This window comes from Variovorax sp. GW821-FHT09D07 (genome assembly GCF_059416345.1).
In genome coordinates, this window is record NZ_JBWKOY010000002.1 from 361353 (window position 1) to 374531 (window position 13179).

At 68.6% G+C, this 13179-nt stretch carries 11 protein-coding genes; 7 read left to right on the top strand and 4 right to left on the bottom strand.

All coding sequences use genetic code 11. The annotated features are described in order from the left end of the window. The first annotated feature begins 34 nt into the window (after nucleotides 1–34). From AC07OX_RS07990 to AC07OX_RS08010, 5 genes are all read left to right on the top strand, one after another. Nucleotides 35–1585, top strand: a complete 1551-nt coding sequence (locus tag AC07OX_RS07990) for an alkaline phosphatase D family protein (protein ID WP_495260710.1) — start codon at nucleotides 35–37, stop codon at nucleotides 1583–1585. A gap of 89 nt (nucleotides 1586–1674) precedes the next feature. Then, nucleotides 1675–2685, top strand: coding sequence for an aldo/keto reductase (locus AC07OX_RS07995; protein WP_095946666.1), 1011 nt, complete (start codon nucleotides 1675–1677; stop codon nucleotides 2683–2685). Between the two features lie 147 nt (nucleotides 2686–2832). After that, nucleotides 2833–3771, top strand: coding sequence for a VTT domain-containing protein (locus tag AC07OX_RS08000; protein ID WP_307637233.1), 939 nt, complete (start codon nucleotides 2833–2835; stop codon nucleotides 3769–3771). A gap of 34 nt (nucleotides 3772–3805) precedes the next feature. Next, entirely contained in the window at nucleotides 3806–5170 is a 1365-nt protein-coding gene (locus tag AC07OX_RS08005) for a cache domain-containing protein (RefSeq protein WP_495260709.1), read from the top strand. A gap of 5 nt (nucleotides 5171–5175) precedes the next feature. Beyond that, nucleotides 5176–5853 (top strand): response regulator transcription factor, encoded by a 678-nt coding sequence (locus tag AC07OX_RS08010; RefSeq protein ID WP_495260708.1) that lies wholly within the window; start codon nucleotides 5176–5178, stop codon nucleotides 5851–5853. Between the two features lie 788 nt (nucleotides 5854–6641). Here the strand turns inward: AC07OX_RS08010 and AC07OX_RS08015 are convergent. Continuing rightward, a complete protein-coding gene (locus AC07OX_RS08015; protein WP_495260707.1) occupies nucleotides 6642–7991 on the bottom strand; it encodes an ImmA/IrrE family metallo-endopeptidase in 1350 nt (449 codons plus the stop codon). A gap of 153 nt (nucleotides 7992–8144) precedes the next feature. Here AC07OX_RS08015 and AC07OX_RS08020 point away from each other — a divergent pair, with 153 nt between their 5' ends. Both AC07OX_RS08020 and AC07OX_RS08025 read left to right on the top strand, forming a co-directional pair. After that, nucleotides 8145–8792 carry a DUF938 domain-containing protein gene (locus AC07OX_RS08020; RefSeq protein ID WP_495260706.1) on the top strand — a complete coding sequence of 216 codons (648 nt, stop codon included), beginning with the start codon at nucleotides 8145–8147 and terminating at the stop codon, nucleotides 8790–8792. Between the two features lie 108 nt (nucleotides 8793–8900). Continuing rightward, entirely contained in the window at nucleotides 8901–9458 is a 558-nt protein-coding gene (locus AC07OX_RS08025) for a C40 family peptidase (protein ID WP_495260705.1), read from the top strand. A 22-nt stretch (nucleotides 9459–9480) separates the two neighbouring features. Here the strand turns inward: AC07OX_RS08025 and AC07OX_RS08030 are convergent, their stop codons facing one another. From AC07OX_RS08030 to AC07OX_RS08040, 3 genes are all read right to left on the bottom strand, one after another. After that, the gene (locus AC07OX_RS08030) at nucleotides 9481–10770 is read right to left on the bottom strand and encodes an FAD-dependent oxidoreductase (protein ID WP_495260704.1); all 1290 of its coding nucleotides are present in this window, start codon (nucleotides 10768–10770) and stop codon (nucleotides 9481–9483) included. A 106-nt stretch (nucleotides 10771–10876) separates the two neighbouring features. Continuing rightward, nucleotides 10877–12247 carry a DUF5666 domain-containing protein gene (locus tag AC07OX_RS08035; RefSeq protein WP_495260703.1) on the bottom strand — a complete coding sequence of 457 codons (1371 nt, stop codon included), beginning with the start codon at nucleotides 12245–12247 and terminating at the stop codon, nucleotides 10877–10879. Continuing rightward, nucleotides 12244–13092 carry a DUF6502 family protein gene (locus AC07OX_RS08040; protein ID WP_492741964.1) on the bottom strand — a complete coding sequence of 283 codons (849 nt, stop codon included), beginning with the start codon at nucleotides 13090–13092 and terminating at the stop codon, nucleotides 12244–12246. The genes AC07OX_RS08035 and AC07OX_RS08040 overlap by 4 nt, the downstream gene beginning before the upstream one ends. Nucleotides 13093–13179: the final 87 nt, after the last annotated feature.

Below are 13179 nucleotides of genomic sequence, written 5' to 3' on the forward strand. Positions count from 1 at the left end.
CTCGCCGAACGGGGCATCATCGCGCTGCATGCCGATGACATCCCCATCCTTCACCCGCCGACGCCTGCTGCACACCGGCCTCGCCGCCGCCGCGCTCGGCCATCCCTTTCTGCACCTGCGCGCCCAGCCCTCGGCCACGCGTGACCCGTTCACGCTCGGCGTCGCCTCGGGCGCGCCGCGGCCGGACGGCATGGTGCTGTGGACGCGGCTCGCGCCCGAGCCGCTGCTGGGCGGCGGCATGGGCGAGGCGCCCGTGGCGGTGCAGTGGGAGGTGGCCGAGGACGAGCACTTTCGCCGCATCGTGACCAAGGGCATGGCCAGCGCGGAAGCCGACCTCGCGCACTCAGTGCACGTCGACGTGCAGGGCCTGCGCCCGGGCCGCCCCTACTGGTACCGCTTCACCGCCGCCGGCGTGCGCAGCCCCGTCGGCCGCACGCGCACCGCGCCGGCCGACGATGACGCCACCGTGCAGCCGCTGCGCTTCGCCTTCGCCTCGTGCCAGCAGTACGAGGAGGGCTACTACGCCGCCTACCGCGACATGGCCGCGCAGCCGCTCGACTTCGTCGTCCACCTGGGCGACTACATCTACGAAAGCTCGCGCGGCTCGCACAACGTGCGCCGCCACGAGAGCGGCATTCCCACCGACCTGGCCGGGTTTCGCAACCGCTACGCGCTCTACAAGACCGACCCGCACCTGCAGGCCGCGCACGCCGCCTTTCCCTGGCTCGTGACCTGGGACGATCACGAGGTCGCCAACGACTACACCGATGACGTCTCGCCACGCACGCCCGGCCCGGCGCAGTTCCTCGCCATCCGCGCCGCCGCCTACCAGGCCTGGTACGAGCACATGCCCGTGCCCGCCTCCATGCGCCCGCGCGGCGCCAGCGCGACCATCTACGGCCGCCATCGCTTTGGCCGCATGCTCGACGTGATGCTGCTCGACGGCCGCCAGTACCGCTCGCACCACGCCTGCCTCCCGGGCCGCAGCACCAAGCCGCTGGTCGACTGCGCCGACCGGTTGGCCCCGGAGCGCAGCCTGCTCGGCATGCAGCAGGAAGCCTGGCTCGCGAACGAACTCGCCACGCCGCCGGCGCGCTGGACCGTCATCGCCCAACCCACCTTGCTCGCCGAAGCCGACCGCCAGCGCGGCCCCGGGCACGGCTACTGGATGGACGGCTGGGACGGCTACGCCGCCGCGCGCACGCGCCTGCTCGACGCGCTGGCCGCGAACCCGTCGCGCGGCGGCGACGCGCTGGTGCTCGGCGGCGACGTGCACGCCTTCTGGGCCGCCGACCTGCGCCGCGAGCCGCAGGGCCCCGTCGTCGCGACCGAGTTCGTCGGCGGCGCCATCACCTCCGAAGGGCCCAGCGCCGCCAGCGTGGCCCACATGCGCGCGAAGAACGAACACCTGCGCTACGGCCGCGCCGACAAGCGCGGCTACGGCCTCATGACGCTCGACGCGCGCGGCTGCGCCGTCGAGTTCCGCGCGGTGGACGACGAGAAGAACGCCGACTCCGCCGTCGCGGCCATGGCCCGCTTTTCCGTCGAACGCGGCGCGCCCGGCGTGCACCTCGAATCCACCTGAATCTCCAGCGCCTGCAGGAATGCGCGGCCGTGCCTATGATGGCCGCCGCCTCTTTCCCTCCCTCTCTCACCTTCTCGGAGCGAGCCTGCATGAGCATCCCCACCACCCGCCTGGGCCGTACCGGCCTCACCGTGTCCCGCCTGGCCCTGGGCACCATGACCTTCGGCCTGCAGACCGACGAGGCCGTGTCGCACCAGATCCTGGACAAGGCCGCCGACGCCGGCATCAACTTCCTCGACACCGCCGATGTGTACCCGCTGGGCGGCACCATCGAGACCACCGGCCGCACCGAAGAGATCATCGGCAACTGGCTCGACAAGCAGGGCCCCGCCGGCCGCCGCCGCTTCGTGGTCGCCACCAAGGCCGTCAACAAGGTCGGCCCCAACCCCTGGGACCAGGGCGCCTCACGCAAGCACCTGCTCGACGCCATCGACCTGTCGCTCAAGCGCCTGAAGACCGACCACGTCGACCTGTACCAGCTGCACATGGACGACCGCGAGACGCCGCTCGAAGAAAGCCTCGAGGCGCTCGACGTCATCGTCAAGTCGGGCCGCGCGCGCTACATCGGCGTGTCGAACTTCCTGGCCTACCGCCTGGCCCGCGCGCTGGGCAAGGCCGAGCTGCACCGCTTCACGCGCTTCGTGTCGGTGCAGCCGCGCTACAGCCTGCTGTTCCGTGAGATCGAGCGCGAGCTGCTGCCGCTCGCGGCCGAAGAGGGCCTGGGCGTGATTCCCTACAACCCGCTGGCCGGCGGCCTGCTCACCGGCAAGTACAAGCCCGGCGCCAAGCCCGAGGAGAACACCCGCTTCACCCTCGGCACCGCCGGCGGCATGTACCAGGACCGCTACTGGAACGACCGCAGCTTCGACACCGTGACCCAGCTGCACGCGCTGGCCGACGAAGCCGGCGTGCCGCTGGCCACGCTGGCTGTGGCGTGGGTCATGGCCAACCCGCTGATCACCGCACCACTGCTGGGCGCCAGCCGCCCCGAACAGCTCGACGCCACCGTGGCCGCCGCCAGCTACGTGCTCGACCCGGCGCTCAAGCAGAAGCTCGACGCGCTCACCGCCGAGTACCGCAAGGGCGACGCGCCCCGCTGAGCGAACGGGCGTGCGGGCGCCCCGGATGGCCTGCGCGCAGTACGTGCTTGGGCCATGCGGGAGAATCGCGCCCGGCATGACCACATCCCACACCTCCTCCCGGCGCGCCGCCCTGCGGCCCCCGGCAACGACCGAGCGGCGGCCCGCATGGCGCAGCTGATGTCGCTGCTGGTGCAGAACGCGATCCTGGTGGTGTTTGCCGCCAGCTTTGCCGCGCGCCTGGGCCTGCCCGTGCCTGCCGCGGCCGTGCTGGTCGTCACCGGCGCGCTGCTGGCGGCGGGCGACGTGTCGGTGGTCGGCGTGGTGCTGGCCGCCGTGGTCGCCAACCTGCTGGGCGACGGTGCGTGGTTCTATGCCGGGCGCCGCTTCGGCTACCGCTTCATGCGGCTGCTGTGCCGCATCTCGCTGTCGCAGGACTCCTGCGTGCGGCGCGGCGAATCGCTCATTTCCGACTGGGGCGGCATGTCGCTGGTGGCCGCCAAGTTCGTGCCCGGCGTCTCCGTGGTGGCGCCGCCCATGGCCGGCGCGCTGGGCATGTCGGTGCGGCGTTTTGTCGGCTTCGACATCGTGGCCGCGCTGGTCTGGACGGGCCTGTTCCTCGGCCTGGGCTGGCTCTTTCGCGACCAGATCCAGCAGGTGCTCGCCGTGCTGGCCCAGGCCGGCGGCATTGCCACCGCCGCGCTGGGCGTGGTGCTGCTCGTGATGCTCGCCGTGCGCTACTGGCGCCGCCGCGCCTTCGCGCGGCTCACCGGCATGCCGCGCATCAGCGTCGACGAACTGTTCGACCTGATGAGCGGCGACGTGCCGCCGTTGGTGATCGACGTTCGCGGCGAAGCCGGCGTGCAGGTCGACCCGCGCCGCATTCCGGGCGCGCTGTCGTACACCCTCAAGGCGCTGCAGCAGCGCAACCTCGACCTCACCATCGACCCCGACCGCGACGTGGTGCTGTACTGCAACTGCCCCAACGAAGTCTCGGCCGCGCAGGCCGCGCGCGTGCTGCTGGCGCGCGGGGCGCGGCGGGCGTTGCCGCTGACGGGTGGGCTGGATGCGTGGGTGGCAGCGGGGCGGCCGACCAGCGTGCATTGAACGCACCAGGACGAACGAGGCACCCACCCCGACGATGAACCTCCGCACCAAGATCGTCGCCTTGGCCGTTGCGCCCCTGCTGGTCGCGCTGGTGCTCGTGGCCCTGGCCGTGCGTCACCAGGAGCACGACCTGGCCCAGCGCGAGCGGGCGCTCATCGAGCGCAGCTACATGGCCCAGCGCCGCAGCGAGCTGCGCAGCTATGTCGACCTGGCCGTGAGCAACCTGCTGCCGCTGTACGAGTCGGGCCTGGACGACGAGGCCACGCGCACCGAGGCCCTGCGCCGCCTGGCCACGCTCAACTACGGCGACGACGGCTACTTCTTCGTCTACGACATGGACGGCAACTCGCTCATGCATTCGCGCCAGCCCGAGCTGGTGGGCCAGAACCTGTGGAGCCTGCGCGATTCGCATGGCCGCTTCACCATCCAGGAGCTGATCAAGGGCGCGCGCGACAAGGGCGGCGCCTACGTCGAATACGAATGGCGCAAGCCCTCCAGCGCGCAGATGGCGCCCAAGCTCGGCTACGTCACCGCGCTGCCGCGCTGGAACTGGATGGTCGGCACCGGCCTGTACCTGGACGACATCCAGTCGACCATGGACACCCTCGACCGGCAGATGAACGCCAACGTCACCGCCACGCTGCTGTGGATCGCCGGCATCGCCGCGCTGTGCCTGGGCGTGGTGAGCGCGGCCGGGTTGCTGCTCAACCTCAGCGAGCACCGCACCGCCGAAGCCAAGCTGCGCCTGCTCGCGCACCGTGTGGTGCAGTCGCAGGAAGAAGAGCGCGGCCACCTCGCGCGCGAACTGCACGACGGCACCAGCCAGACGCTGGTGTCGGCCAAGCTGCTCATCGAATCGGCTGTGGAGCAGCTCGACCGCGCGCACCAGTCGCCGCCGCCCGCGCTCGGCAAGGCGCTGCAGCGGCTGAACGATTCGCTCACCGAGGTGCGCCGCATCTCGCACCGGCTGCGCCCCGCGCTGCTCGACACCCTGGGCCTGCCCGCCGCGCTGGAGCGCCTGGGCGCCGAGTTCGGTGAGGAAGGCGGCGTGGACGCATCCATCATGGTCGAGGGCGAACCCTTCGAGCTGTCGCAAGAAGCCAAGACCGCGCTCTTTCGCGTCACGCAGGAAGCGTTGACCAATGTGCATAAACACGCGCGTGCGCAACAGGTGCACATTGCACTGAGCTTCGACGAAGAGGCCGTGCGCCTGGAGATCAGCGACGACGGCGTCGGCTTCAATGTCGAGGCCATGCAGCTCGACCCGCAGCGCGGCATCGGCCTGCGCAACATGCGCGAGCGCATGGAGTCCATCGAAGGCCGGCTGCGCATGCGCTCGGGCCGGGGCCACACCTCCATCGTGGCCGAAGTGCCCGTGCGGCGCGCAAAGCCAGAATAGCGGCCATGAAAGAAGACCCCGCCGCCGCTGCTGCTCCCGTTGTCGTGCGCCTGTTCCTGGTCGACGACCACCCGCTGGTGCGCGACGGCCTGCGCGCGCGCCTGGGCGCCATGCCCGGCCTGGAGATCGTGGGCGAGGCCGGCAGCGCGGCCGAGGCGCTGGCACTCATCGGCCCCGCGCAGCCGCACCTCGTGCTCATGGACGTGGGCATGAAGGACATGAACGGCATCGAGCTGGCGGCGCTGCTGCTGCAACAACAGCCGCAGCACCAGAAGCCCGCGCCGCACATCGTGATGCTCAGCATGTACGACAACCCCGAGTACGTGCAGAAGGCCCTGCAGGTCGGCGCGCGTGGCTACGTGCTGAAAGATGCGCCGGCCGCGGAGATCGTGGCGGCCATCGAGGCCGTGTCGGCGGGCGGCACCTTCCTGAGCCCGGCCGTGTCGAAGAAACTCTTTCGCAACCAGACCCCGCGCCCGCTGCTCACGCCGCGCGAGAGCGAGATATTGAGTGCGCTCGGCCGCGGCGAATCGAGCAAGCAGATCGCGCGCGACCTCGGCCTGAGCGTGCGCACCGTGGAGGCGCACCGCCAGAGCATCAAGCGGCGCCTGGGCATCGAAGGGCAGGCGGAGCTCATCAAGTACGCGGTGGAACACGCGCGGGAGTTCGGCGGGCAGGGCTGAGGCGCTGCTGTCGATGCGGGGCTCGGGCCCCGCTTTCAGGGCCTGACTGTCAGGGCTTTGTGAATCGCCGCTGCCGCAGCGCGATTACTTGCGCGAACCGCGCATTCCTCGGCGAAATATCTCTCTGCGCCGGGCGGGACTTCTCTACAGTGAATGCCCCTGTGATGAAACGACCCGCCATGTGGGCGAGGAGGGCAGCACACACCGCACCACGGACCACTGACTGATTGAGTGAATGAATGAACCGCTTCGCCTCACGGCGGGCCATCGATGCAGATCGATCGATGCGAACGTGAGGCACAAAAGGCGACGGCCACGGTGCGCGAACACCATGACCGTCTAACCAAGTGACGTGCATTACTTTGACAAGGAGCACAACAAATGGCTAAACGAATTATGGCCCGGCCTACCGGGTCGACCCCTCTCCAAGCAACCACCCCGAGCGCAGCAGACCTGCTGGAATGCAAGCTGGAACAACTGAACTCACTGCTCTGGTGCTGCCACGGCGCCGGCGATGGATGGTTCGAAGATGCGGGGGCAGGGCATCGGGACAACCTGCTTTGGATCGCGTCGGATTTGGCGCGGGATGCGGCGGCGTTGTTTCAGGAGAGTGGGGGAGGGTGAGGGGCGGGCCCCTGCGTGGATGTTAGGGCGTCGGCCTCGAACTGAGCGCTGTCGTTCTTCAGCCTGTGGCGGGAGGCCTGTTTATGGAACGAAGCAGAAGTTGTGTGCGGCGGATCGAAGAGAAGCCGCAAGGTCTGCGTGACATCCATACTCTTTTAGGGCTCTCAGTGAGCCGTTGCAGCCAGGATGCTTTGAATGGATTGCGGGCCGGAACGCCTGCGAGCGTCGTGAAGCAGGCCCATCGACTCAAGTCTGATCTGCGCTGCGGAACGTGACACTCCATAGCGCTGCATGAGATGGCCCACGACGGCGTCGAAGTTCTGCAAATTGCATGGCTGATCATCAACATACAAAGGACCATAGCCTCTGTCCGAAATTTCCAATGTACGCAGCATCTGATGGAAATCGCTGGTAACGAAAGCTCTTGGCATCAGAAGACTAGCTGCGAGTAGATTGGCTTGCAGCTCCAACCGGGCAACGTCGTTGCCTGTGGAACCTATCGAGCGCCGTAAGTCGAAGTCACCGTCATCGCAACTTTCTCGGATCAGAAATCGGCCGTGATCCAAGAGATGGTGCGCGAGTTCATGTGCGAGCGTGAAGCGATCACGTCCGCGATGCATCGGCTCAATCGCGTACACCTGAATGGTAGGTGGCTCGAACTGGATTCGACCAAGAACCGGAAATGCAATGGCATTGGGTGACGAGAGGACTCCCGTTTCGACGACCAACCCTGTGCGCAGCGCCTCGTGGCTACAGAGCACATCCAGGTTCACCTCGCCCCCCGAATAGCCGATGGTTGAGAGAGCTTTCATGGCAGTTCTCTCAAGGTTTTCCATGGTAAGAAAGGGAACTTGACTCTTGAGCTTGCTTCGCGGATTTGTAATGCGCCGTATCAGCGCCGGGGGCAACGTGTCACCGAAAAGCACGTCTTCGAAGAAGTCCCAAAGCGAATTTGTCGCTCGAGAGGGAGACTGCATATACATGTCGAACGCTTGGCTCGCGAAATCCTCTCGCGTAAGGGCAGATGCGATCGTTTCCGCTTGTTCGGCTGCGGAACTGTGTGCCGTGGCGGAAGATGAGCGGTGCAACTCCCACTTGTGACTGCCCGGTTCGAAGTAGCGAAGTAGGCCTATGCCTTTGGATCTCGCGTATTCGACTGCTCCGTGCTGGAAGGGCGCCGTTGAAGCGATGATCATTTTGCAGTTCGCGGCGGCGACCTGCTGGACTTTCGAGAAGAACTCCTCTGCATCACTGACGGGCACGTGATCTTTGTAGTTCTTGCACTCGATGAGAACGAGGTGTGAGTATTTCTCGGCTCCGGGAAGGTACACCTCGATCGCCACGTCAAAAATTATCTCTGAGCCGCGATCCTTCGAGAAGTAGCCCTTCTTCCAGTAGAACTTGCATTGCTCCTTCTTCAAGTAGAAACGGTCTGCCTCGATCTCAGTTTGAAGTAGATCTCGAATGATGAGCTCTAGCGCATCCCCCTTTTTGGTTGTTGACCGGTGCTTCATCAGACCCTCTGAATGTCTAATTGATATGAGGAGTCCGAGCCTATCTCACCAGAAGTATCAACATGGAGTGCTTCATCCACGGGGGATCCTTTCTCGAGGCATTCTGCAACATCTGCCTTGCAACCCAAGGTGTATTAACCCGAGATTTCTTTGATGCTCAATCTTCCTTCCAGCCCAGCCGCCGACCGCAACAAACAACCCATCCTCGATGCCCTGACCCGCATCCTCGATGAGCGCGGCTCCGCCTTGGAAATCGCCTCCGGCACAGGCCAACACGCCGCCTGGTTCGCCGCCGCCATGCCCTCATGGACCTGGCAGCCCACAGACGCAGACACCCGCTCGCTCCCCGCGATCGCCAGTCGCGTTGAGCAAGCCGCGCTGCCCAACCTGCGCCCGCCGCTGCTGCTCGACGTGATGGCGCCGCAGTGGCCCTCGCAAGGCCCTGCGTTCGCTCAGGAAGGTAAAGAAGAACAAAAGTTCGACGCCATCTACTGCGCCAACATGCTGCACATCGCGCCCTGGCCCACCTGCGCCGCGCTGATGGCCGGTGCCGCGCGGCATCTGCGTGCCGGCACCGGCGTGCTGGTCACCTACGGGCCTTACTTCGAAGACGAAGCACAGCACGGCCCCACGGCACCGAGCAATCTGGCGTTCGACGAAGACCTGCGCGCACGCAATCCCGCCTGGGGCATTCGCCGGCTCGACGACGTGGTGGCAGAGGCGCGCCGTGTCGGCCTCGCATTGCGCGAGCGGCACGCGATGCCTGCGAACAACCTGCTGCTGGTCTTCGGCTTCAGCTGATGATGAGGAGGAAGGGCGAGGGCGTTGTCGCCCACCAAGGGGCTCTGCATTGCGATCCGGCCCACTCGCGCTAGAGTCGGGCCACGTCCACAAGACCGGCCTGCGCCCATGCTCGACACACCATTGCTGACGCCTCCTCATTTCCCCGCATCGCTGTCGCTGCTGCAGCAGCGACTCCTGTTCCGACTGATCCCCGCCGTCACCGCCTGCCTTCTGGCCATCGGCTGCGCGAGCCCGCCGCCTGCGCGCGCGCCCGGCGGGGCGGTGCCCAGCAGCAACATCCCGCCGCTGACGTCGGAGCAGTCGAACAGCATCACGATCCATGCGCTGGGGCTGGTCGGCACGCCGTACCGCTATGGCGGCAACTCGCCCGAGGGCGGGTTCGATTGCAGCGGGCTCATCGGCTACGTGTACCGCCACAGCGTGGGGCAGGTGCCGCCGCGCACGGTGTCGCGCATGGCGGGCTTCGGTCGGCCGGTGCCGATGTCGGAGCTTCGATCGGGCGACCTGGTGCTGTTCGGCTCGGCGTCGCCCACGCATGCGGGCATCTATGTGGGCGACGGGCGTTTCGTGCACGCGCCGTCCACGGGCGGCGAGGTGCGGCTCGACCGGCTCGATGGCGTGTACTGGTCGCGCCAGCCGACGCAGGCGCGCCGGCCCGGCTGATCCGACGAGTCCGATTCGCGCGTTACGCGCGCGGCGATTGCACGTGCTCGGCCCGCACGCCGATGCCCACGGCGCGCGCCGGCAGGGTGCGCAGCCACGGCCAGCGCCCCAGCAGGCGCAGGGGCCAGGGCATGGGGCGGGGCGCGGTCGATGCAGCTGCCTTGCGGCTGAGCACGGGCATCAGCACGCGGTCTTGCACGAGGCGCTGCGCGGCCTGGGTAACGCGCACGGGCCATTCGCGGCGGCGCTGCAGCTGGGGCAGCAGGTTGTCGATTTCCTTGTCGGTGGCGCTGCCGACCAGCGACGCAGCGAGCAGGTTGGCGGCGGCCACGGCGTCCTGCACGGCGAGGTTGATGCCGACGCCGCCCACGGGCGACATGGCGTGCGCGGCGTCGCCGATGCACAGCAGGCCGGGGCACGACCACGATTCGAGCCGGTCGACGCTCACTTCGAGCAGCTTCACGGCCTCCCAGTCGGGCAGGGCCTCGGGCAGGCGGGTGGCAAAGAAGGGCGCGATGCGCGCGATCTCGGCATGGAAGGCGGCAATGCCGCGCGACTGCAGTTCGGCGCTGCCGCCCTTGCGGATGACGAAGGCGCACTGCCAGTAGTCACCGCGGTTGAGCGTCACCAGGAGGTGGCCCGCCGCGATGTGGCCGCCGGTGGCTTCGGGGTCACCGGGCAGCTTGGGAATGCGCATCCACAGCACGTCGATGGGCGCGCCGTAGCTGATGTGCGGCAGCGCCGCCGCGTCGCGCAGGGTGGAGTGGCGGCCGTCGGCGGCCACGATGAGGGAGGCGTGCAGCTCGATGTCCTTCGGGCCGCCGCTGTCGGGGCTGCGGGCGCCGACGCGCACCTTCACGCCGTTGACGCGGCCCTTGTCCTGCAGCAGGCCGACGGCCTCGGCGTCGGTCCACAGCTCGAAGCCGGGGTAGCGCCGCGCCTCGTCGCACATGAAGTCCAGGAACTCCCACTGCGGCATGAGCACCAGGAAGCGGGCGTGCGTGGGCAGCCGCCTGAAGTCGGCAATGGTCACGCCGCGGCCTTCGTAGGTGCCGCGCAGCTCTTCGATGCGGTTGTGCGGGCGTTGCAGGAAGGCGTCGAGCAGGCCGAGTTCGTGCAGCACTTCGAGGGTCGAGGGGTGCACGGTGTCGCCCCGGAAGTCGCGCAGGAAGTCGAGGTGTTTCTCGAGCACGACGACGGGCACGCCCGCGCGCGCAAGCAGCAGGCCCAGCACCATGCCGGCCGGGCCGCCGCCGGCGATGCAGCAGCGGGGCGACGTGGGAGCGGGCGCAGAGGTGGTGTGGGTGTCCATGGCTCCGATCGATCCGGTCGCGCCATGGGTGGCGTGGCCTGTGGGGTGCGCGGTGCGCGCACCCTGGGTGCACGCACTGCGCGGCCGGACCGCCGGGGCCCGGACCTCAGGGCTGCGTGAAGCTCACGCGTTGGGCGATGAGCACGCCATCGACCACGCGGTCGCCGACGACGGTCACGCGCTTGCCGTTGCCCAGGTCCGCGGCGGTGCCGTTTTCGAAGATGGTACCGGAGCCGCTGGCATTCACGCGCTGGCCGCGCACGATGAAGTCGGCGGCCGACATGTAGTTGGCGATGGGGCCGATCACGGTGAACGACACGGGCCCGCCGGTGCCGGGCACGTGGCGGATGCGCAGTTTCTTGACCACGAGCACCTGGCCCGAGAGGAAACCGTCGACCTCGACCTTCACGCCGTTGCCGATGGAGCCGCTGGGCCCGCCGGTGATCTGGGCGTTGCGCGCGTCGATCTTGTTGCCCAGCACGCGGAAGTCGCCCAGCGCGGCGAAGTCGGTGACCACGCCGGCCAGCTGCAGCGCGATGCCGTCGGCCGAGGGAATGGCGTACCAGCCCTGCACCTGGGTGGCGGTGAAGCGGCCGGCGGCCGGTGCCGCCGTGCCGCGCACGCGGACGATGGCGCCGTTGGCCAGGCTGGCGGCGTCGATGCCGGGGCCGAAGGCGGCGCTGGCGAAGTCGATGGTCAGCAGGCCGAGCGTGAACTGCTGGCCGCCGCGGTCGAGGTTTTGCACGGTGCCGGTCACCAGCGGGGCGGTGGTGGTGGGCGCCACCTGCACGCGCGTGGCGCGCAGCGTGCCCGGCGCGGCGGGCAGGCCCCACACCTGCACCACGGCGGTGTCGACCAGGTCGGTGGCGCCCTTGGCGTCGCCCCAGACGGTGGCGTTGTCGGTGGTCACGCGGGCGCCCATCACGGTGAAGCTGCCGTCCTTCAGGTCGATGGCCGACACGGCGCCGCGCAGCTCGGCGGCCGAGACGACGGTGGCGGCGATGCCGCTGGTGAAGTTGGCGTCGACCTTGCCGGCGATGCGCGCGCTCATGCCGATCTGCAGCTCGGTGGTGTCCTCGAGGCTGAAGGTGGCGCTGTCGGTGTTGTAGCGCAGGCCGTTGAGGATCACGCTGCCCAGGCCGTCGGCCGCGCCGATGCCGGCGGCGTCCGCGGTCACGCCGGTGCCGCCGGAGCCCACGCCCGAGCCGTCGCCGTTGGTGTTGCTGGCGGTGCTGTCGCCGCCGCCGGTGCTTCCGGTGCTGCCATTGCCCGTGCCGCTGCCGGAGCCGGCGTCACCCGAGCCGCCGTCGCCGCCCCCACCGCCGTTACCGGTGGCCGTGGTGCCGGCGGTGCCGAAACCCAATGTGCCGCCGCCTCCACTGCCACCGCCGCCTCCCCCGCAGGACAGAAGCAGGGCCATGGCGCCGGCCATCAGCAGGCCGCGCACGAGTCGCAAGGAGAGGGGAGGCGTGTTCATCGGGGGGACTCGTTGTGCTGGGGCGCTCCGGGGGCGGGCGCGCCTTCTTCGTCTTCGTAATACGTGTAGATGCCGACGCGGATGCGCGCCTTCGCGGAGGCCTTGGCCTCGGGGGGCACGCGGTCGACGGCTTCGGTCATCTCGCGGGCCAGCTCGTGGTGCAGGCCGGCCCAGCGTTCGCGCACGAGGCGTTCGATGGCCGTGCAGTCGGCCAGCGTGAGCCCGCGCGCGTACACGGCGCGCTCGAGCATGCGGGGCTGTTCGCCCAGGGTGTTGGAGACGGCGGCCAGCAGGTGGTCGCGGCCGTTGTCGCCCAGGAAGGCGAGCATCGACTGCAGGTCTTCGACCGGCACGAAGCCGTCGGCCGTGAGTTCGGCGCTGCCGTCGCTCTCTGCCACCATCTGCAGGCGCACCAGTTCGTCGAGGATGGTGCGGTGGTGCACGTTGCCCCGGCTGGCCAGGCGGGCCACGCGCTCGAACGACGGCCCGTCACCCTCGGTGACGACGGGCAGGCGGCGCAGGGTGTCGTCGTCGGTGGTCATCTGTAACCACAACGTAAAAGTCTTGGCGGCCGCTGACAGCTCGGTGTGGGGCAGCGGGTCGACGGTGGCGCGGACCTTGGCGGTGACGACCTTGCGGTTCAGTCCGGTGGTGACCGAAATCTGGCTGAGGTTGGGTTTGGTCACGCCCTGGGCGCGCCAGGTGCGCTGGGCTTCCTCGATGAGCAGGTCGCGCAGCAGGGCTTCGAGGTGCGGGTGCTTGACGCCCATGCCCAGCGCCAGCCGGACCACGGGCCTGAGGATGCGAGCGCAGGCGGCAAGGGCCCAGTCCAGCCGGTGTTCCATGAATGCGGGAGCGTTGTTCCTGGTGAAGGTCGTCAAGGCAAGAGAGGCGGGACCGGCGCCCGGGCTTGCCACAGGGCCCTATTGTCG